24 protein-coding genes are annotated in these 20771 nt (G+C 58.1%); 10 read left to right on the top strand and 14 right to left on the bottom strand.

From position 1 onward, the window contains the following. Positions 1–27 precede the first annotated feature (27 nt). Together J8C06_RS13765 and J8C06_RS13760 are read right to left on the bottom strand one after the other, a co-directional pair. Positions 28–1065 (bottom strand): arsenite methyltransferase, encoded by a 1038-nt coding sequence (locus J8C06_RS13765; protein ID WP_211430002.1) that lies wholly within the window; start codon positions 1063–1065, stop codon positions 28–30. A 791-nt stretch (positions 1066–1856) separates the two neighbouring features. Beyond that, positions 1857–2135 (bottom strand): hypothetical protein, encoded by a 279-nt coding sequence (locus J8C06_RS13760; RefSeq protein ID WP_211430001.1) that lies wholly within the window; start codon positions 2133–2135, stop codon positions 1857–1859. Positions 2136–2566: 431 nt separating this feature from the next. Here J8C06_RS13760 and J8C06_RS13755 point away from each other — a divergent pair, with 431 nt between their 5' ends. Then, a complete protein-coding gene (locus tag J8C06_RS13755) occupies positions 2567–2884 on the top strand; it encodes a tyrosine-type recombinase/integrase (protein WP_211430000.1) in 318 nt (105 codons plus the stop codon). Positions 2885–3342: 458 nt separating this feature from the next. Here the strand turns inward: J8C06_RS13755 and J8C06_RS15535 are convergent, their stop codons facing one another. From J8C06_RS15535 to J8C06_RS13745, 3 genes are all read right to left on the bottom strand, one after another. Next, a complete protein-coding gene (locus tag J8C06_RS15535) occupies positions 3343–3561 on the bottom strand; it encodes a DUF1731 domain-containing protein (RefSeq protein WP_455423737.1) in 219 nt (72 codons plus the stop codon). 126 nt (positions 3562–3687) lie between these two features. Beyond that, the gene (locus J8C06_RS15250; RefSeq protein WP_246602189.1) at positions 3688–3900 is read right to left on the bottom strand and encodes a hypothetical protein; all 213 of its coding nucleotides are present in this window, start codon (positions 3898–3900) and stop codon (positions 3688–3690) included. A 116-nt stretch (positions 3901–4016) separates the two neighbouring features. Next, on the bottom strand, positions 4017–4424 hold the full coding sequence (locus J8C06_RS13745) for a hypothetical protein (protein ID WP_211429999.1): 408 nt from the start codon (positions 4422–4424) through the stop codon (positions 4017–4019). A 36-nt stretch (positions 4425–4460) separates the two neighbouring features. Here J8C06_RS13745 and J8C06_RS13740 point away from each other — a divergent pair, with 36 nt between their 5' ends. Next, on the top strand, positions 4461–4625 hold the full coding sequence (locus J8C06_RS13740) for a hypothetical protein (RefSeq protein ID WP_211429998.1): 165 nt from the start codon (positions 4461–4463) through the stop codon (positions 4623–4625). 105 nt (positions 4626–4730) lie between these two features. Here J8C06_RS13740 and J8C06_RS13735 read toward each other — a convergent pair whose 3' ends face one another. From J8C06_RS13735 to J8C06_RS13720, 4 genes are all read right to left on the bottom strand, one after another. Beyond that, a complete protein-coding gene (locus J8C06_RS13735) occupies positions 4731–5468 on the bottom strand; it encodes a hypothetical protein (RefSeq protein WP_211429997.1) in 738 nt (245 codons plus the stop codon). Positions 5469–5550: 82 nt separating this feature from the next. Then, complete coding sequence (locus tag J8C06_RS13730) at positions 5551–5901, bottom strand: hypothetical protein (protein WP_211429996.1); 351 nt, start codon at positions 5899–5901, stop codon at positions 5551–5553. 159 nt (positions 5902–6060) lie between these two features. Continuing rightward, a complete protein-coding gene (locus tag J8C06_RS13725) occupies positions 6061–6735 on the bottom strand; it encodes a hypothetical protein (RefSeq protein WP_211429995.1) in 675 nt (224 codons plus the stop codon). Next, positions 6716–7636: a DNA methyltransferase gene (locus J8C06_RS13720; RefSeq protein WP_211429994.1), complete on the bottom strand. Its 921-nt coding sequence runs from the start codon at positions 7634–7636 to the stop codon at positions 6716–6718. The genes J8C06_RS13725 and J8C06_RS13720 overlap by 20 nt, the downstream gene beginning before the upstream one ends. Before the next feature lie 401 nt (positions 7637–8037). Between J8C06_RS13720 and J8C06_RS13715 the strand changes: the two genes are divergently transcribed. After that, positions 8038–8214, top strand: a complete 177-nt coding sequence (locus J8C06_RS13715) for a hypothetical protein (RefSeq protein ID WP_211429993.1) — start codon at positions 8038–8040, stop codon at positions 8212–8214. Positions 8215–8389: 175 nt separating this feature from the next. On the opposite strand, the gene J8C06_RS13710 is transcribed toward J8C06_RS13715, so the two are convergent. The 5 genes from J8C06_RS13710 to J8C06_RS13690 form a co-directional block, all read right to left on the bottom strand. Next, complete coding sequence (locus J8C06_RS13710) at positions 8390–9322, bottom strand: SDR family oxidoreductase (protein ID WP_211429992.1); 933 nt, start codon at positions 9320–9322, stop codon at positions 8390–8392. Then, entirely contained in the window at positions 9319–9942 is a 624-nt protein-coding gene (locus tag J8C06_RS13705) for a class I SAM-dependent methyltransferase (RefSeq protein WP_211429991.1), read from the bottom strand. The genes J8C06_RS13710 and J8C06_RS13705 overlap by 4 nt, the downstream gene beginning before the upstream one ends. A gap of 9 nt (positions 9943–9951) precedes the next feature. Beyond that, positions 9952–11268 (bottom strand): AsmA family protein, encoded by a 1317-nt coding sequence (locus J8C06_RS13700; RefSeq protein ID WP_211429990.1) that lies wholly within the window; start codon positions 11266–11268, stop codon positions 9952–9954. Beyond that, positions 11255–11992 (bottom strand): ribonuclease III, encoded by a 738-nt coding sequence (rnc, locus tag J8C06_RS13695; RefSeq protein ID WP_211429989.1) that lies wholly within the window; start codon positions 11990–11992, stop codon positions 11255–11257. The genes J8C06_RS13700 and rnc overlap by 14 nt, the downstream gene beginning before the upstream one ends. A gap of 77 nt (positions 11993–12069) precedes the next feature. Beyond that, complete coding sequence (locus J8C06_RS13690) at positions 12070–13056, bottom strand: hypothetical protein (protein ID WP_211429988.1); 987 nt, start codon at positions 13054–13056, stop codon at positions 12070–12072. Between the two features lie 328 nt (positions 13057–13384). Between J8C06_RS13690 and J8C06_RS13685 the strand changes: the two genes are divergently transcribed. The 7 genes from J8C06_RS13685 (at position 13385) to J8C06_RS13655 (ending at position 20747) form a co-directional block, all read left to right on the top strand. After that, positions 13385–14554 (top strand): hydroxymethylglutaryl-CoA reductase, encoded by a 1170-nt coding sequence (locus J8C06_RS13685; RefSeq protein WP_211429987.1) that lies wholly within the window; start codon positions 13385–13387, stop codon positions 14552–14554. Between the two features lie 119 nt (positions 14555–14673). Further along, entirely contained in the window at positions 14674–15123 is a 450-nt protein-coding gene (locus tag J8C06_RS13680; RefSeq protein WP_211429986.1) for a hotdog fold thioesterase, read from the top strand. Between the two features lie 106 nt (positions 15124–15229). Then, a complete protein-coding gene (locus J8C06_RS13675) occupies positions 15230–16303 on the top strand; it encodes a hypothetical protein (RefSeq protein WP_211429985.1) in 1074 nt (357 codons plus the stop codon). A gap of 143 nt (positions 16304–16446) precedes the next feature. Beyond that, a complete protein-coding gene (locus J8C06_RS13670; RefSeq protein ID WP_211429984.1) occupies positions 16447–16986 on the top strand; it encodes a hypothetical protein in 540 nt (179 codons plus the stop codon). Positions 16987–17216: 230 nt separating this feature from the next. After that, positions 17217–17684 (top strand): CBS domain-containing protein, encoded by a 468-nt coding sequence (locus tag J8C06_RS13665; protein ID WP_211429983.1) that lies wholly within the window; start codon positions 17217–17219, stop codon positions 17682–17684. A gap of 90 nt (positions 17685–17774) precedes the next feature. Next, on the top strand, positions 17775–19628 hold the full coding sequence (locus J8C06_RS13660; protein WP_211429982.1) for a 2-oxoacid:acceptor oxidoreductase subunit alpha: 1854 nt from the start codon (positions 17775–17777) through the stop codon (positions 19626–19628). Positions 19629–19703: 75 nt separating this feature from the next. Then, positions 19704–20747, top strand: coding sequence for a 2-oxoacid:ferredoxin oxidoreductase subunit beta (locus J8C06_RS13655; RefSeq protein WP_211429981.1), 1044 nt, complete (start codon positions 19704–19706; stop codon positions 20745–20747). Positions 20748–20771 lie beyond the last annotated feature (24 nt).

Below are 20771 nucleotides of genomic sequence, written 5' to 3'. Positions count from 1 at the left end.
TTCGTGCAGGTCTAGTGGAATGTTTGGTTAGGTTGCGGGCTTGACTGCTTCGATAGTTGCGGACACAACATAGTCCGTGATCGGCGCGTTTGGCGCCCAATCGCGAATGAACGATTTGCTCTCGCCCTTCGGAGAGACTCGAATTTCTTGAAAACCGGCTGTTTGCAGCATTGTTTCGATCTCCTCGACGAGCGATGCGCCAGCCATGCATCCGGTAAAGAGTGCCATGTCCTGGCGGATTTCCTCGGGGGGTTCGGCAAATGCAACGATATCAACGATCGCCAGCCGGCCACCGGGTTTCAAGACCCGATAGGACTCCGAAAAAACGCGCTGCTTGTCCGGCGACAGATTGATAACGCAGTTGGAAATAATCGCGTCTGCCGTCGCATCGGCGATCGGCAGCGACTCAATCTCGCCAAGGCGAAATTCGACGTTCCGATAGCTTCCTTTGGCTGCATTGGCGCGTGCCTTGGAAACCATCGCGGGCGTCATATCTACGCCTATGACCCGACCGGTATCGCCAACTTGGCGCGATGCCAGGAAGCAGTCGAATCCGCCGCCACTGCCGAGGTCGACGACGGTCTCGCCGGGTTGCAGGCTGGCGATCACCTGCGGATTGCCGCATCCCAGCCCCATGTTGGCACCCGCCGGAACCGAACTTGCCTCGGACGGCGAGTACCCCAGCGCCTGCGACAACGTGTTGAGGTCGGTACCCGTCGAACCGCAACACGCCGAGCCGGCGGTCCCGCAGCCGCAGCCGTCGCTTTCCGCAACCTGACTGTACTGAGTGCGAACAGCCTGGCGGATTTCGTCGCGCGTAACCTGACTTGCGACGTTTCCTCTTGGGTCTTTCGACGCCGGGCTGCTTTCGCCGCAGCAAGAAGAAAGTGTCCCCTCCTTATGAGGTGCCGAGCCAGATCCGCCGCCCACTTCACCTCCAACTTTGGCACCTCCAACTTTGGCTTCTGCGTCCTTGACGCAGCAAGCCGCTACCCCCTCAGGGGCCGGTCCGCCGCAGCATCCCCCCGCAACCTGGCCACTTCTATCAATCAATTGGGTATTCATATAGGATCTCCGGTAGTTGAGTTGCGGCATGTGCTGTGCCTACCCGTATATACGTAGATCGCCTGAAAAGGACGCAAAATTTGCTCAAGCCCCATCGCAGCCACAGCGCTTGTCTCGAACTTCGTAACCGACAATGCTATTTCGTCCGGTTTCTATCTCACAGCATTGCGATAAGCGTTCGCGCCGTTTCTCGCGACCGCGCTGGACTCTGGACTTTGCGCCTGACACGGAAATACCCAGCCAATCCGCAACCTCCCTTTGCGGGATTCCTTTGATCTCTGACAAGTCAGGGCCGTCCGGTAAATATCGGGCAGGCCAGCGATCATCGGTTGGAGACAGGAAGCCAACTCGGCGACGTAGTCCCGCTCTCGCTCGAGCGCCGAGAGGTCCTCGGGCAGTTCTTCCGTGGTCTTGTGGGTTCGGTAGTAGTTAGCGATGGCGCTGGCCCGCCACCCGGAACAGCCAGGCCGAAACACTCCCTGGCGACGTAACCGTATGCAAAAGCTGGCCTGCGCCTTAACGAAAACGTCCTGAAGGATGTCTTCCGCAACGTGACGTTCCCGGACGCGCCTAGCGATGTAGTTACGCAGTCGGTGTTTATGTTCTTGCCAGAGACCTGCGATTGGGACTATGTTGAGCAACTTAACGTTCGAGCCAACCCCGACCGCGGAGGCAGACGCCGACTGGCCGCGGAAGGACGATGAATGCTATGGCTGGAGCGGCCAGGCAGTGGCTACCGTAGCGGGTCGGGGGGGGAGCGAGGGGGTAGGGGCCGCACCTTGCACTGCTGCCTAATCAAACAGTCCGACTGCTAGTTCTGCCCAAACAACCGCGAGCACGGCCAACACGACCACAGCTACTGCGGCCCGCTGCTTCGATGTACGAACTCTCTGCGCGACGAGTGAGTACGACATGCCACTTGCAAAGAGCAGTAGGGCAGCGGCAAAGAAGTCACCAGGTCCCCAAGACACTTCTTTAGTAAACTGCATGGCGATCAGCGGAACAAGAAGCAAGAGAGCTGTGCCAAGTCCGACGTGTACTGCGGGTTTGATCAAGTTGCTGGTTGTCATGCGCATGCTCTTGCGGCTGAAGAAAGTGGTCAAGCATAGGCTAGCAAGCGCACAGCTTCCTGGCGCTTTGCGTGCTGTGAGAACGACCGCAGCGACTTCACGGGCTTGAGCGTGCGGCGCGGTCTCGGCTGCTGCGTGTTCTGAACTGCCGCACTGGTCGTCCTGTGCGGCCTAACCAGTGATTAAACTGCACGACATCAAACTACATCGGTAGTATATCCCCCAGCCTGTAAGGACGAACAGCAAAAACAGCCCATGTCCAGCCCCTACCAGCTATCTGAATCCGCAGATATTGTCCTCCAGAGCAAAGTTTAGTCAAGCTACATAGCGCAATTGGAGCGCATTAAAGCTCTCCATCAGGAGGGCTTAGCCAGAGGGTATGCCGGGGTATTTATGCCGGGAAATTTTGACAAGAAATCCAAAGGAGCGGCGTGAGAGCTAGTCTGGCAATGGTTTTTCCATGCTCCCAGCCTGACTGGGCCAAGGAAACAGGGGAACTGCGTCGTTACCATGTGCAAGAAACTGATATTCAGCGAGCCATCAAAGCTGCCACCTTGAGGGCAGGGATCCCGAAGCGAGTTTCACCACATACCTTACGCCACAGCTTCGCCACCCACCTGTTGCAAGCCAATTACGATATCCGCCGGATCCAGCAGATGCTGGGTCACAGTAATGTCCGCACCACGATGATCTATACCCACACCATCAAGTCCGACCTCAAGCCGCTGAAAAGCCCACTGGATCTGTAACCGGTTACTCACCAAACCCATCTCTCGCTCCACTTGCCAGTGGCATGCATCCTTACCCTCTATCAGCGAATGAAAAGGAGATTGTTTCTACCGAACATCAGCCTCTCAATGCTCTGATGTTCTTTTCTTGTCACTCAGTTCTGAACAAGGGCAGGCGGTGCGCAGCCTCAAGGTCAGCAACTTCGAGGCTAACACCTGTACGACGCCCCACCAGATCAGCCTAATTCGCCCCTGACAGCGCGACCCCGAGTCGAACGCACCTGCCGCGAAGGACGCGTAGCCATGTTCTGGCGACGAGAACTGGAGAACCAAGCCCAATTTGTCACGATAGAAGGCTATGGCATTTTCGAGGTCGTGACGAAGATTATTGACGTAAGAACCTTGCCTGGTGTTCTTTCTTTCCGCCTAACGACAAGCATAAGCGGCGGGAGCCGAGTGAGCTACGAATCTGGGAAAGCCTACATGCCCCGCCGGTCAGGTGCAGCGCCTGGTTCGGCGTGCTTTGCACTTCTGCCATTCGCCTCTCGCCACCTTCGGCACAGGTCTTCCGCCGCCCCAGTCCAGTCTGGGAACTGGAAGATGAATCCGGACTGCAAAAGCCGGCCAGGGACGACCCGCCGGCTCTTTAAGATCAACTCGGTCTCCGTTCGGAGGAACACCGCCCCGAGTTCGAGCATCCACCGTGTCGCGGGCAGCCCCAACCGTGCCCCCCCCCCACGCCCACCGCAGGGCACGCATGAACTCACGGTTCGGCAGCGGGTTCGGCGACGTCAGGTTAATGGCCCCGTCCAGCTCGTGATCGATCAGCCAGCGGACAGCCCGGGCGAAGTCCACGTCATGAATCCACGACACATACTGCCGAACTCCATCCCAAACATCTCGATGCAGAACGGAGCAACCTTGATCCGCCCGCGCTTGACCGGGCCGAGGGACGCCAACAGCGACTCCCACCGGGCGAGGCGGGCCGGTTCGTCCATCGTAGCCCGCAGCCCCAAGTCGTTGATGGTGGCCGACACTAGTTGGCCGGCTTGGTCGAACACGTACAGGGCAATGAACTCCTGGCCAGTGGCGGTCCCGATCTCCGCAGCGGGGACGAACGGGGTGGTCAGGAAGAACTGCCGACCGTCGAATCTCAGCCGCCGGCTGCGAGCGCATGGTTGGGCCCTTTCATAGAGCCTGCGCCCCAAAAAAGCAGTCCGGCACAAACGAACCAGAACAGCCACTGGCTTAGGAGGATATAGTCTCTCAGGCGACGACGTAACACCAGAAGCTGGATAAGCCATGCTAAGCCCCAAAGGGCGAAGAACATCGCTGTTGCCAAGGCCACCTCACGCTTGGCGGGTACGAGATCTGTAGCGCCCGGCGCGAACAGCAGCAGGGACAACACAAACAAGTCGGCCGTGACCAACTGAAAGACACAAAGGGATTGAACCCAGTTGCGGTCAACCGTGGTGGACTCTGCGGCGGCAGCGCCGTCCGGCACTGGCGGCCGCGTACTCAGCGCTTCACGGTTTCCAACAACCGTATGGGCCAGGAACACAATAAAAAAATGATTGCCTCAGCAATGAGGGGCGGAATGCTCATGACTCTCCTTCAGCCCAACAGCGAGCATCCGCCGCACGCGGAGCAAGCGGAGCGTGTCGGCATCCTCTTGATGATTCGCAAGAACATCATCGTGCCGACCTTCCCGCGTGGCGCAAGATCAGTCTCCAAGTGCTTTCTGGATCGCCGACTCTTCTGACTTTATCGCCTACCCCACAAGGTTGAAATGACGCTCAACATCAGGGATATGCGGACTGGCGAGCCGTCCGCGGGTCGCCAGTCCGCATATCCCTCTGGTTAGGCCCTACTTCCTATGGGTTCTACTCATGACTACCTTCCGCATGAATGCGAAATCCTTGTCTAGGCGAATATCGTGGGTCAGCACGTACAAGGGCCGCCCCGGAGCGAGGACACATGGTGCAAATTCCACTGGCAACAGACGCCGATCTGTCTTGATGAAGGCTTTGTATCCTGCCATGTGCAATACAGTGAAATTCACACCACAGATCTTTGTTCTATATGGGCTGGTTGTCGAATATTGACCGAGGTCATCAATGTATCGTCGCAGAGCCACGCCAAAGTCTTCAGGGCCTCCGGGATCACCATCTCGAATCATTGCGCGGACAGCATGCTCGTGCGGACCCAAGTCGCACTTCTGGAACACTTCGTGTCTGGATGCGGAGGCGCGCCATAAAACGCCGAGAAAGAAGAGCTTCAGTCTCGTGTAGTCATATTTTGCAACCGAATAGGCTACCGGCGTATTGGCGTTCGGGATGAGCGTGGCGGGGTCCACATCTTTCAGGAGCAGTGCCGCTCCGTAGTCATCATACTTCTTGAAACCGTCCTCGCATGTCTGACATAGGATGGTTTGGTCGTACACGCCGATCTGGGTTCTCTTGGGATGGATTCGTGAATCGGAGGAATACAGCTTGCTCGGGTACTTGTCGCCGCGACGAATATAGTCGTAGACGCTCTTTGGGTAGATATGCGCTTTGACAAGAAGCGCATCTGATTCACAGAACTTGCATCTACCTGACTTCATTATCACTTGGCTTGACGTTTGAGCTCAGGTCGCCGCCCGTCAGGGCGGTCGCGCCTGCAGCGAATGGTTGGGTAGCAGCGCGCTATTTGCCGGAATTTGCTCGCTCGCTGCCAAGCAACAGAACCTTTACGTCGCCATGCGCCGCCGTACTTGCCCACAGCAGATACGGCGCCAGGAACATCATGCCGCCAAAGAACGCGACCACTCCGAGCGCAACGCCACTGCTCGTGAACTGGTGACGCCATGCGACCCAGATTCCAGACAGGCCGAGGAACGTCATGAAGTCGACGTTGAACTGACCGGACCAGCTCATCTCGGCGATATTGCCAAAGAAGACAGGTAACAGGTTCCAGCCGTGGTTGATTCCGACCACCAACGTGTAACCAGTAAGTCCCAGCAGAACTGCAACCAAGTACACACGGAACAGAGCCATCTACTTTCTCCTCTGCCGAAGCTTCAACACGCTGCCCAACGTCACGCATCAGCGGCGCCGGAAAGCGGCGGCCTTTTTGCGCAGTCAAAAAGGATGACACTTTTTGGCGTCCGCTGCATGCCTTGGTCAGTCCCCCTCGCTTGACCACAAAAGAGTATTTCAGAGTTCTCCAACTTTCTCACATCTGCGAGCTATAAGATCATTCAGACTTTGACGCCACTTTTCTGGGTTATACCAAAAGCAGCCATAGCAGCCACGCTCGTCGTCCCAGGGTATATCTTCCGGCCAAATTGAATTACCCTTATAGAAGTAGTTGATTCCTACAAAAGTCCCGCGTGTACCCGTTTTCACACATCTCTCGCAGTAACGACTTTTCCAAAGATTGTGTTGGCGGGTAAGGAGCTGAAACTTGGCAGTGATTTCAGCGTCTGACATATTCGGATCGTTCATGCCTTCTGGTGACGACCATCGTACCTGTGGAAAGCGGTGGTCAACTTCTAGTTCTGCTGGTTCATATTTACGCTGGGTGATAGCTTCTACATTGCTATAGATTACCTTGACTCGCCTCTTTAATGTCTCAGGCAGAACAGAGCGCACCACCGGTGCAGTTGTAGGGGTGGTTGATGCCAGCTTTCTATGTACTGTGCTTTCATTACATACCCTACAATGGATGGTTTTGTTTTTTATTTCATAACCGTTTTGTCTAATGATTTGAATTGCTTTTGCCGGCTGAGTTCCAGGCAATTCATGCTTGCCACAGTGCCATTTTCCATCGGCTAGTATATGAAAAGTTTGGTATATCTTTGTACCTTTCCTAAATGGCAGTTCGTCCATTCCTGATACCTTTCCTGAAAAACATTACATATTCGTGTTTGAAAATATAGAAACCGCCAGCTAGAGCACGATAGCGCCAGATGTTTTCTAGATTCCGCTTAGCACGATTCCCCTGCATGTCCTTGACAACAATACTCTTTAAGCTAAAGCCTCGTCCTATTACCTCCTGCATGCAGTGAAAACCAAGTGGTATCCACTCGCTTGCTGCGTACATGTCTCCAATAACTAATACGAGAAACCGGCCAGTTTCTAGAAATGGCGTGACAACATCTACAACCTGACCAAACTTTTGTATAAAGGACTCGACAGAGGGACAATTAGACAAGTCTTCTGGTTGGTCAGAAAACTTGATTATTGAATGATAGGGTGGATGAAGGAAGACGAGCTGGACTTGTTCCTTGCCTATTTCCTCAACAGCATGTGTAATGACTCGTGGGGTGGATACAGTATTGCTACTATCACCTGTCAAAACTATTGTTTTGACATTATAGGGATTGCTTTGGCTAGCAATACGGTCATCTGCTTGCTGTGCAAGTTCAGGTTTGAGTTCGATCCCTATCCCGTGGCGACCAAGTCGGCGACATTCAATCAAGGAAGTGCCAGAACCCAAGAAAGCATCGAGTATAAGATCTCCACGTTTGGTGAAGCGCCGCATAGCCTGGTATGGAATCTGAGGAACAAAATTACCGTGGTAATCAGCAAGATGTGCTCCGCTTCTGTCACGTTCGGGAATCAGCCAAAGCGAATCGGTTGTTATGTCGTCGTATTCACGCCAGCGGTTGAGATCCAGATCATTCAAGGGCGATGTTCTCTTTGGTTTTGGGGTCTCTTGCTCTTCCGCACCATTATCCAAAGGATCGTGAAATAACGGTAAATTGTATGCTGAACTAGAGCTCTTCATAGTGGGTAGCCTAACTCAAAAATTTGTGTTCAATTTAATGTGGGAAGTGTTGTTGTGTAACGTTGAGGCGCAGTCACCCCTGGGAACCTAACCAGTGATTAAGCTGCACGACATCAAACTACATCGGTAGTAATCCGCCAGCCTGTAAGGACGAACCGCAAAAGCAGCCCATATCCAGCCCCTACTAGCCATCTGAATCCGCAGATATGTCCTCCAGAGCAAAGTTTAGTCAAGCTATATCAAGTCTCTCCAAGCCTGGTGGGAGTCTCGGATAACATGCAGTTTGTAAGGATATACAGAGCAACCCTCATGAGTAGTTTCCCAAGGTTAGTCCCAGGTTTGATGACGCGCCGAGACCCAAACATATCCCACCAGCACGATGGTCCGAATATCGGAAGTGGGTGCGCTTCTACCTGCATTTCTGTAACAAGTATGAGTATCAACCCGAAGCTCTTGGGAGTGTGTCGCCCTTCATCGCCAAGCTGACTTCCAAGGGACAGACGGTGGAACAACCGGCCGAAGTCCGGTGGGCGATTGGCTATTACAAAAACCTCCTCTCGCCATTTATTGAAAATTGAAAAGGGAAAAGCCCAGTCAGCCCAGAATCAAGCCTGCAACGCCCTACGGTTCCTCTTTCGGCACGTCTTCGAGCGTGAGCTTGCGGATACCCCCCAGAGCCAAACGCAGGCAGTTGATACCCACAGTGCTTTCTCGCTCAGAAGTGGCTTCTGCTCCTTGATGGATAATGTCCGATCATTGATACAGCGTTGCCAGTTCGCGTAAGCCGTCTTCAAATGTCACGGTCGGGCAGTAGCCCAAAGCGCGCTTGGCCTTGGCGATGTCAGCCAACGAATGGGCAATGTCGCCCGGTCGGGGCGGGGCATGGATGGGTTCGATGGCTTGCCCGAAAAGGTGATTGAGCTGGGCGACCAAGTCACCGATAGCAATGCGTCGCCCACAGGCAATGTTGAACACGTCGCCCTGGAAGCGCCCTGGCGTCATCATCGCCAAGAGGTTGGCCTCGACCACATTCGCCACCGGCGTAAAGTCGCGCGTCGCCGTGCCGTCGCCGTAAATCGTCGGGCGCTCGCCCCGCGCCATGACCGTCACGAATTTGGCAATCACCCCGGCGTACTGGTTGGTCGGGTCCTGGCGCGGGCCGAAGACATTGAAGTACCGCAGGCACAAGGTGTCCATCCCGGTCAGCGCCGCGTAGGCCGCCAGGTAGCCTTCGCCGGCCAGCTTCGTTGCCGCGTACGGACTCAGCGGCCGCGGCGGCATGGTTTCGACTTTCGGTAGCGTCGGCGTGTCACCGTAAATGCTCGACGACGAGGCGTACACCACCCGTCGGACGCTGGCCTGGGCTGCCGCATGCAGGAGGGTCAGGGTCGCAATTTCGCCGCACCGCTGCGCGGCAAAGGGGTCCAGGACGGAGCGCGGCACGCTGGGCAGCGCCGCCTGGTGAAAGACCACCTCGATGCCGGCGACGGCCCGCCGGGCAACGGCGGGATCCTCCAGCGCCCCTTCGATGAACTCGATGTCGTCGGCAACGGCAGCCAAGTTCCGCCGAAAGCCGGTGATGAGGCTGTCCACCACCCGCACCCGGTAGCCGTCACGAACGAGCCGCTCTGTCAAGTGACTCCCGATGAACCCCGCCCCGCCCGTCACGAGACAGTGAATGGTCATACCCGCCTCCCGATCACGGCATAGAGCGGATCCCCACCACCGGGACTGCGGTCAAGCGTCTGGATGTCGCGCCAGACCCCGGCCGCCTGCAAAAAGCCTTCAACCAACCGGCAACGCTGGTGGTCGGTGAGGGCTAGCCAAATGGCGATGGCTTTGGTCGGGAAACAACGGTTGGAAAACGTGATGACGAGCGGTCCACCAGGGCGTAACACGCGCCCGACGTCGCGCAGGACGGCGATCGGATGCGCCAGGTAGTCCACGGAAACGCAGAGTCCGGCGGCGTCCAGGCAAGCGTCCGGCAGGGGCAGGCATGGGTTGGCGTTCAGGTCATGTACGAACCACTGCGTCAGCCGCGGATTGGCGGCCAGCTCGGCCGCATTCAGGCCAATCCCGATGACCTGCCGATACGCTATGTCTTCGGGAAGGTGGCTTACCCAACTCGAACAGACGTCCAGCAGGTCGCCGCCGGCCGGAAAGTATTCGCGGTAAAGCTGGGTGACGGCGGCAATGGCGCCGGCATCAATGTGTGTGACGAAGCGCGGCTGGGCGTAGAAAATCGGGTCCGGGGATTCATCCCAGCGACGGAAGGCTTCGGGTGGCAACTGCGTCAGGTCGAGCATAGCGCCATTCTACAGCGACAATCCGATGATTTCGATGACCGGACGCTCGAAGGTGCCGGTCACCCGTACCGGCACCATTTGGCGCTCGCTCAACGCGCCAAGCAAGGGTAGCGTGTTGCCCCTGCCGCCGGTGACGAAGTTGAGCGGGAACCGCAGGTCGAAGTTGATTGGAGATGGGCGCTCCGCCAGCGAAACCGTCCCCTTGCCGGTCACTTGCCGACCTTCCTCAACGTCGCAGGTCAGTCCGTCGAGCTTGACCAGCGTGCCTTCCAACTCAAAGCGGAACGTCATCTCGCGGAAGGTCAGCCCGGTGGGGTTCGGGGGTGGCTCCGGCTTGGGCTCGGCCGGGCCGAGCAAGCGTTCCCGCAGTGAACCAAGCTCAAAACCACCAATCTGTGACGGCAGTGAAGGTGTGGTCATCGTGCGTCCGATGATACCCGGCCGCAGGCGCGGCAGGCTTCCTTCCCGGATGACCACGTCGCCTGACCCGGTCAACCCCTCGAACCTTTGCGGCTCGTACGCATACTGCCCGATCACGTCTAGCCGAAACGTCCCCCGACCGGTGACGGCCGGCGTTTCGGGGGGACGAGCCAGTTGCTCGGTCGGAAGGTCGGTCAGTCGCCCGGTGATGGCAAAGCCAAGGCGTTCCGGCGCGAACGTCAGACGCGCGGCCGTGGCGTCCAGCTTGCCGCCCAACCAATCCGCTGTCGTACGGCCAAGCGCCACGTCACGCCCCCGAACCTGCCCGGTCGTATGCAAGTGCTCGAACGCAAATGGCGTATCGCTCCAGCGCAGCGAGCAGTCGCTCACCGTCAGGGTTTCGATGGTGAACGTCCCGGCATCGGCCGGCGCCGCGGCGTCAGTTGCGGACAGAAACGCCGTGGCGAGGTGGCGCAAAGCCGGGACCGAGGCTGCCGGAGACGAGCTTGCCGGGCCGGCCGTGAGGCGGATGGCGGCCTCCTGCACGGTCAGGTGCGTGAACGTTGGGCGCTGGCGAAAGAGGTTGAGCCATCCAATGCCGAACTCGGCGCGGCGAATGGTGCCGGTCAGTCGGTCTTCCGGGCGGTTCTGACCAAGGGTGGCATCTTGGACGGCAATCGTCAGCGGGAGAAACGACGTGGCTTGCGCCTTCGCCAGTTGAACCGGCGCGCCGAGGGCCTTGCTCAAGAGTCCTTCCAAACGGGGAACGAGCCAGCGACTTGGGATGAGCCGTGGCGCGCCGAACAAAAGCAGGAAGACCCCGACCGGGACGGCTCCCCCCGCCAGTAAAAGCCACTGCCACCGTCGTGAGACGGGGCGGCGCGTCGGTTGATCAGTGGCCGCCATGCTGCTCAACCTCGGCTTTCAACTGCTGGAGCGCCAGGGCCGCCGCCGCTTGCTCGGCGGCCTTACGACTCGAACCATGGCCTTCACCAAGCAGGCGGCCTTCGACACTCACCGTGACATGAAACGTCGGCCGGTGGGATTGTCCCTCGACCGCCACCGTGGCGTAGCAGGGTAGTGGACGACGCTGGAAGCGCAGCCAATCCTGAAGCGCCGTCTTGGCGTCAAGGGCGGCAATGCGCGCGAAGTCGAGCGTGGCTACCTCGTCGGCAAAGATGCGCCGCACGACGGCGGCGGCGGCGGCAATGCCGCCATCGAGATAGATGGCCGCGATGACGGCCTCGAAGGCGTTTTCAAGCAGGGTTTGCTTGCGCCGGCCGCCCTGCTGTTCCTCGTTGCGCCCAAGTCGGAGGGCATTGCCTAAACCAATGCGCGTCGCGGCCTGCGCCAGTTGCGTTGAAGCAACCAAGTGACCCTTGGCCTTGGCCAATTCCCCCTCCGTAGCCGTGGGAAACCGCTCAACGAGCCAGGCGCAGATAATAAAACCTAAAACCGCATCCCCTAGAAACTCCAGGCGTTCGTTATGTGGGCTAGGGGGATGCTCGGTAGCATAGGAACGGTGGGTAACGGCCTCGACGAGTAGGTTGCGTCGAACGAACGAATGGCCCAGCGCTTCCTCAAGCTGGGCCATCTGAACTTCGAGGGCTTGACCGCTACGTTTAGCCATGAGCGTTGATGCCTGTAATGGCAAACCCACGGCCGGTCGCCAGCCGGGCGTCACCCGCGCGACCGGCCCTCAGGGGGCTATGGCTGGCAGCTTGATTTGAAGCTTGCCAAGTATTCAGCCAACCCATCTTGCTTGCCGTCGTTCCAGATTTCATAAGCCTCTTCAAGCTCTTTGCGGGCGTTGGCGACAACCGCTTTGTACGCATCCTTGTTGGGAGAGGCTTCGGCAATAAGGATGCCACGCGCAAAAAATTCCGATGCCTTTTTGGCTTCGTCCTTAGCTTCCTGAAGCAGCTTTTGACCCTTTTCTTCACCTTGGGCTTCGGCCGAGAGCTTGTTGAACACACCGGCTTTTTCATCGTACCGCGCGTTGTGGATTTGCCCGAGCAGGAAATAGACGTCGGGATAAGCGTCGCACTTTGCTTCGATAGAAGCCAGAAGCGACTTTTCAGCTTCGTTATTGCGTTTGGCGGTGAAGTGAGCCAGGGCCTGGAGACGGTGGAAATAGGCAATGAAGCCGGGCTTGACTTTGTCCCACGTCGTTGTTTTGGCGTCGTAGAGCATGGCTTCAGACTTGTTTTCCTCGACGACCAGCCTGAGGGCTTTGGCTGCGTACTTGGCAGCTTCGTCCCACGCGGGAGCCGCCGTCGGCGAAACCCCCTGCTTCAAGGCTTTGCCTTCGGCAAGCGTCGTCAGTTGGAACGCAAAGAAAAGATCAGTCTCCGGGACGGAAGCCACGTACTCATCGGCAATCTTGACCGCGTTGGCCAGGTCGCCGGCTTCCTTGTAGCGGGTAAATAGCGCATAGCGAGCCGCATTGACTTGACCTTGCACATACTTGACATAGGTTGGTGTCGGTTCAGACTCAAAGAACGCGCGCGCCAGTTCAAGTTTCTTTGCCGGATCCTGCTCAGACTCAATTTTTTTGTAGTCGTCGTATTCCTTGCGCTGCTTGGCAGCGTTGTCTTGTCCCTGAATCGCTCCGCCCACATGGGCGACAGCGACCGAACCAAGCGGACCTGCGGTGAACGCGAGGCTCAAGACAACAATCGAAACGGTTTTCATGGCAAACAAGCTCTCCTCAAAGTGGTTCAAGATGGGTTCTCTGGTGAGTCGGCTAGCGCCGAGCGCAACCTGTACTGGGGGGCGTCAATCCAGCCCTCCGTTAATTTGCAAAACCGCGCTAATGCTACGATTGGCACGCTGTGTAGAGATGCTGGCAAGCCAGCTTGGGTTTGTCAAACGTCTGGCAACGTGGAAAAGTTAGGTGTTTCCCATAAGCGTCCCCAACCCACCGATGAATCGGGGTTGACGCGCAACGGCTGTGATGTATAACGCGCGCTGTTCACTATGCGCTCCCGTACCTCGCATTCTTTCCGAAGGAGAACAAAGTATGGCTTCTGTGCGTGTCCCGTACAGTAAAGAAGATGACTATGCTGATGACATCATTCGTCAGCGGCAGGAACTGGTGCAGCAGCGGACTGGTGAGCCGCTCCAACACATCAACCGCTATTCGTTTGACCCACATGTGTGCCGGGGCAACATAGAAAGCTTCATCGGTGTCGCGCAGGTTCCAATTGGGTTGGCCGGGCCGATTCTCATCCACGGGGAACACGCCCAAGGGGAGTTTCTGGTGCCCATGGCGACTTCGGAAGGCACGCTCGTGGCGAGCTACAATCGGGGCATGAAGGCGCTCACAATGGCGGGCGGGGTGCTCTGCACGGTCTCTGCCGACCAAATGCAACGCGCCCCAGTGTTCATTTTCCAAAATGCCCGCGACGCCCGTGACTTCGCTGACTGGTTGCGAGAAAACTTTGACCAAGTCAAAGCGGCCGCCGAGTCCACCACCCGAATTGGCAAGCTGCTCAATATCGAGTTCTACCAGTCGAACAAGTTTCTCTACACGCGCTTCAACTACTCAACCGGCGATGCCGCCGGCCAGAACATGGTGGGACGGGCAACCTACGCCGCCTGCCAGTGGATTGTGCAAAACCAGGGGAAAGTCGTCCGCTGGTTTTTGGAGTCGAACTTTGCCACTGACAAAAAAGCGTCACAAATCAACAGCATCATGACCCGCGGCAAGCGCGTCACGGCCGAAGCCACCATTCCCGGTGACTTGCTCCGGCAGGTGATGCGCACCTCGCCGGAGTCGCTGCACTACCACTTCCAGGTGCAGTCCATCGGTGGCTTCATGTCGGGCGTCAACAACAACGGCGCACATTCGGCCAATGGCGTGACGGCGATGTTCATTGCGACCGGACAGGACGTGGCCAATGTGTCCGAGTCGTCGGCCGGGATTCTCTACTGCGAGCGTACCCCGGAAGACGCGCTCTATCTTTCGATGACGATTCCATCGCTCATCGTGGCGACCTATGGGGGCGGCACCGGGCTGCCGACTCAGAAAGAATGCCTGAAGTTGCTTGGCTGCGATGGGCCGGGTAATGTCAACAAGCTCGCTGAAATCGTGGCGGCGGTCGTCCTGGCCGGTGAACTCTCGCTCGCTTCGGCCATTAGCTCGCATGACTGGGTATCGAGCCATGAACAGTACGGGCGTAACCGATAGCTCCCCACATCGGTAGCCTCCCTGGAGCCACGCTCAATCTCCTGCGTTCGTGAGTCACGGCAACTGGCGCTTTCGCGCCGGCTGTGACTCGCCTGAACGTTGAATCACAAGCAATGTCTATGAATGAACAATCATTGGCCGTCTTTCCTTCCGACGCTGCCCCCGCCAATCTGTCCTCGGCGCGCACCGGACTGGCAGCCCACCTAGGAATCGAGTTTACGGAAGCGTCGCCGACGTTTCTGCGGGCGCGCATGCCGGTTGATGAGCGAACGAAACAACCCTTCGGCCTGCTTCACGGCGGGGCCTCGGTCGCCCTGGCGGAAACACTCGGCAGCGTGGCTTCCCACCTTGTCTCACCAGAGCGAATGATCGTTGGGCTGGAAATCAACGCGAACCACATTCGCGCCGCGCGGGACGGCTACGTTCACGGGACGGTGACGGCACTGCATATTGGTTCGAGTACGCACGTCTGGGACATCAAAATCCGTGACGATGATGGACGGCTCGTCTGTGTCAGCCGGCTCACGATAGCCGTTCTCAATCGCCCGACGCCCCCGCCGATGGTCTGACCATACCGACAGCGTTCGGGCCCCCTGGCTGATTTGGTTCGGCTCTGGTTCGGCAAGTCCGGCTGGATGGTTCGCGGACGGCGTCCGCGTCGCTTTGACATGCCCTATGCCTAAAAAAACAAAAGCTCAAAAACTCCGGGCGCAACAGCGCCAGGTCGTCAGTGAGCGGCCGGTGCTCACCCCTGCGCCCGATGCTTCCACCGCCCGCTCGGTCTGGGGACGTTACCTTGGACTGCGCTTTCTACTTCATGTCCTGCCGCTTGACGAGAACCACCAGGATGTCGCCCTGCTGTGCATTGACGAACTACGCGATGGCATCATCAAAGTCTTCTTCGACCGGTTGACCGTCGAGCAGCTCAACCAGTTGATGTCCGACACGCCCTTCCGCTGGCTTCCGGCCGACAAGCTCCAGTGCGCGCGGGTCATTGCGTTCGGCAAGCGTATCAATGACTACATCGAAAAGCCGCCCCCCGACAACTTTGCGGATTTCCTGAAGCGGTTTGATGATCTGCCGACGGTATCGCTGCTCCCGGGCGTATTCTTTTGCCCGGTTCTGGATGATCCGCTGCCGAGCATCTACACCGAGCAAATCAAGAAAAACGCGCTGGGCGGGATTGACGCCTACTATATCTCCGACCGGGCGCAGAAAAAGCAGCTCGGCGCACGTCATCCGCGGTACGCGCTGCCCCAGCACGTTCGCTACCGGACGGCCATCCTGGAATCTGACCGGCTCACGCTGCGTCCGGCCGGCTGGGATACCCCAGTGCGCGCCATCGCCAGCGAGGGGCTGGAAGATGCCATCGGGTTGGCCATGACGCAAGACTTGGTGCGTGGCACGATCTTTTCCATCGAGCGCCACCTTGCCGATGCGACCGTTCCCAACCCAACCATCCTGGATGAGGACGTCCAGGAAGCTCTGAACGAGGCGCTGTCGGCGACGGCGGCGGCGACTGAGATACCGCTCGACCACGCTTCGCTCACGGTGGCGTTTGTGTTGCAGGCGCTCGATGAGGGGATCGCGTTGTGCAAGCAAATCCACCGCGAGAATACTGAGCGCGAGATGGACCTCGCCGTTGTCCGGCGGGCGCTGGAAACCTGCCTTCAGAACCTCCGTCGCCCACGCGGTCTGACGACCGGCCCGCGGGCCTACATTGACCACCTGGCGCTGACCATGCGCTAGCGCGGGGTAGGTTGGTACGGGAGCCCATCGTTGAAAGCCGTTGACTTTTGGATGTGCTGGCGCGCACAACTAATAGCGTCGAAAGTGGCTATCCTACGAGCCGACCCTAAGTCCAAGGAGTAAGGCAATCAAGGAGTAAGGCAATGAAGCGGGAATCATACTTGTTATCGAATGGTCGGGGCATTGTTTTCACCGAGCGCAAGCTTTGGTTGACCCGGAATGGTGAGTTGTCCGACGTGCTGAAATCCTTACTGGCCGTCGGCTTTGCGGTTGTGTCATTCGTCACGACGATGGCGGCCGCGGCCGGTCTGGGGCAGGGCTTCTCCTTGGCCGGGGTGGCGTGTCTCATCGCCGGTAGCGCGGGGCTTTACACGACCTGGTTGTTCTTTCGCCAGGCCATGGGCGCGATTGCCGGCCTGCCTGAACTGGTGATCGAGCGAGCTGGCGACCGCTTGGTGGTTCTTGGCACACCGCACGATGCGGCTGCAGCCCGCTTTTTCGGCGCGTGGGGTGTTTTGGGTATTCGCCAGGGCGACCTTGAAGTGCCGCTTTTGAAAGACCTCGATGCCGATGAAGCGGCCTCGTTGGCCGCGCATCTCAATACGACGATGCTGGGGGATGTGCTGGGGCTTGTGCCCCAACCGGCCGCCGAGCCTGACCGGGCTCTGTCGGCACGGGCATAGTGAGGACGGTCTTGAAAAGCATCCGAGCAGTAAAAATTCTAAGCGGTGAGCATTTCTAAGTGGTGAGCATTGCCAAAAGTGATATTTCTCACATAGCATCTGGCATACGACGCCTCCTCGCTGGCATGTGCCTAGAAGCTGGGCTGGCCGGTTTGTGGCCGTAGGCGAGGTTGTGAGATTCCACTTTAGGAGCGCGGCGGCTGCAACAGCCAGCGCCGAGGATTGTCACCATGCCTCTTGAACAAGTTATTCGTGATTGGAAAGTCCGGCATTTGGAGCCATCGCGTCCGGTCATCGTCACCCCGGACACCTCGCTGGCTGAAACCATCAAGGGCATGATGGCCGAACGGGCCGGCTACGCTTTCGTCTGCGCGGATAGGCAATTACTGGGCATCGTGACCGAGCGCGACTACTTACTCAAGGTGATCGGGATCGAGTCAAGGTATGATGCTCCAGTCAGGGATTTTATGACCCCTAACCCAACGACCATCCGTGAAGACGCTTCCATCATCGAAGCCATGCGCCTGATGGACGCCGGCAACTATCGGCACTTGCCAGTTCTCAGCCCGGATGGCGACATTCTGGGCGTGATTTCGACCCGCCACATCATCAGTTTCATCGTCGAACATTTCCCGCAAGATGTCGTCAACCTCCCCCCGAAACTCGACCAAATCAGCCTGACCGTCGAGGGCGGTTAGGGCTGTTGTTTTCCTGCGGAAAGCCAGCGCGCTGACCGCTCCCTGAGCGATAACCGACGCATTTTTTGAGCCACTGCGGAGTAGATTCCGATGTCATCCACAGCCATCCTTGGCAACACCGAGGAAAAAATCCAGGAAGTCACGTCTGTCACCGTTCGTTTCGCCGGCGACTCCGGCGACGGGATGCAGTTGACTGGGACACAATTCACCAACACTGCCGCGCTGCTCGGCAACGACATCAGCACCTTGCCGGACTTCCCGGCCGAGATTCGCGCGCCCCAGGGAAGCTTGCCTGGCGTGTCCGGCTTTCAAGTCAACTTTTCGAGCATGGACATCCGTACGCCCGGCGACGAGCCGGACGTTTTGGTGGCCATGAACCCGGCTGCGCTCAAGGTCAATCTCCCCGACCTGCATGAGGGGGGGATTCTGATTGTCAATGAAAACGAGTTCATCAAGGCCAATCTCGACAAAGCCGGTTACACGTCAAACCCGCTGACCGATGGCTCGCTCAAGGGCTACCGGCTCATTTCGATTCCGATCACGGACTTGACCTACAACGCCCTGGCCGATGTCGAGATGACCAAGCGCAACAAAGAGCGCTGCAAGAACTTCTTCGCCCTCGGGATTGTCTTTGCGCTCTTTGACCGGCCGCTCGAACCAACCTATCGGTGGATAGAGCAAAAGTTCGGGGCCAAGCCGGAGATTGCCGAAGCCAACCGGCGCACGCTCAAGGCCGGGTTTGACTACGCCGATACGACCGAGATTTTCACGACGCACTATCGGGTCCGGAAAGCCAGCCTGCCACCGGGCAAGTACCGGAAGATTACCGGTAACGAAGCGGCGGCGTTGGGCTTCGTGGCGGCCGCAGAACTGGCGGAACGGCCGCTATTTTACGGTAGCTATCCAATCACGCCCGCCTCCGACATCCTGCACGAGCTGTCGCGGCTCAAAAATTTTGGCGTCAAGTCGTTTCAGGCCGAAGACGAAATTGCCGCCATGGGCGCGGCCATCGGCGCCGCCTTTGCCGGACATATCGGGTTGACGGGGACGAGTGGCCCAGGCGTCTGTCTGAAAAGCGAAGCCATCGGACTGGCGGTCATGACCGAGCTGCCGGTGGTGATCGTCAACGTACAGCGCGGCGGCCCCTCCACCGGGCTGCCGACCAAAACCGAGCAATCCGACTTACTTCAGGCGCTTTATGGGCGCAACGGTGAATGTCCGGTCGCCGTCGTCGCGCCATCCTCGCCCAGCGATTGCTTCAACATGGCGGTCGAGGCCGTGCGCCTCGCCGTGACGTTCATGACGCCGGTTTTCTATTTGTCGGACGGGTATATCGCCAATGGTGCGGAGCCTTGGAAAGTCCCCCAGTTGTCCGAGCTTCCGGCGATGAAGCAGGTTCTGCGGCAGGACCCGACGGGCTTTTTGCCCTACGAGCGCGACGAGCAAACGCTGTCCCGTCCGTGGGCCGTGCCGGGGACGCCTGGACTGGAGCATCGCATCGGCGGGTTGGAAAAACAGCACCGCACCGGGAACGTGAGCTACGACCCGGCCAACCACGACTTCATGGTTCGCCTGCGCGCCGAAAAAATTGCCCGGATTGCCAACGTCATTCCCGATCTGGCCGTGGAAGGCGACCCGGAAGGCGACCTACTGATTTTGGGCTGGGGTGGAACGTACGGCGCAATTGCGACGGCGACGGAAGAACTCCGCCGGCAGGGCTACCGGGTATCGAACGCCCATTTGCGCTACCTCAACCCATTTCCCCGCAACTTGGGTGACGTGCTCAAGCGCTTCAAGCGCGTGGCCGTTGCCGAACTCAACCTAGGGCAGCTCAACCTGCTGATCCGCGGTATGTTCCTGGTGGACAGCGTGAGCATCAACAAGGTTGCCGGCAAGCCGTTCAAAATCTCTGAACTCATCGCGCGCTGTAAGGCATTGCTGTAGCCGCTTCCTTCGCGGCACGGGCGGCTCCCATCGGCGTCGCGCAGTCCGACAGGCTTTCATACGGGTCACATTATTATGACTGAACTTCTCAAGCTCGCTGGCGCATCCGAAACGCCTCTCAATCTGCAACGGACGGATTTCATTTCCGATCAGGAAGTCCGCTGGTGTCCCGGCTGTGGGGACTACTCGATTCTTTTCCAAGTCCAATCGGTACTCCCCAAGCTCAACATTCCCCGTGAGAATCTCGTGTTCGTGTCCGGCATCGGCTGTTCGAGCCGATTTCCGTACTACATGAACACCTACGGTTTCCACACCATCCACGGTCGCGCGCCCACGATTGCCACCGGCATCAAGGTGGCCAATCCCGACCTCTCGGTTTGGGTCATCACCGGGGATGGGGACGGGCTATCCATTGGCGGCAATCATTTCATCCATGTCATGCGGCGCAACCTGGATGTCAACGTCCTGCTGTTCAACAACCGCATTTATGGGCTGACCAAGGGGCAGTATTCACCGACGTCGGAATTCGGCAAGAAAACGAAATCGAGTCCGATGGGGAGCATCGAGCGTCCGATCAATCCGCTCTGCATGGCGATTGCTTCCGAAGCGACTTTCGTGGCGCGCTCGATTGATGTGGATACCAAGCACCTGGCCGCGACTATCGAGCGGGCGGCGCGGCACAAGGGGGTGTCGTTCGTTGAGATTTACCAGAACTGTAATATCTTCAACGATGGCGCCTACAAGCCGATCAGCGACAAGGAAGTGCGCGCCGATAACATGCTCTACCTGGAGCATGGCAAGCCGATGATCTTTGGCAAGGACCGCAACAAGGGCATTCGGCTCAACGGCATCAAGCCGGAAGTCGTGACGCTTGGGGAAAACGGTGTGACGGCCGACGACTTGCTCGTTCACGATGAAAACGCCGAAGACCCAACGCTGGCCTACCTCCTCACCCAGATGAACTTTCCAGAGTTTCCGGTGCCGATGGGTGTTTTTCGGAACGTGTTCAAGCCGACCTTCGAGGAACTCACGGCGCAGCAGCTTGAAGTGGCCCAGGCGCGCGGCCGGGGAAGTCTGGAAAAGCTTCTCAATAGCGGCGATACGTGGGTCATTGAATAGGCTTTGGGCCGGCGTTGGAGCAAC

Source organism: Chloracidobacterium validum (assembly GCF_018304825.1).
In the GTDB taxonomy this organism is placed as follows: domain Bacteria; phylum Acidobacteriota; class Blastocatellia; order Chloracidobacteriales; family Chloracidobacteriaceae; genus Chloracidobacterium; species Chloracidobacterium validum.
This window is presented reverse-complemented; position numbering and strand designations above follow the sequence as displayed.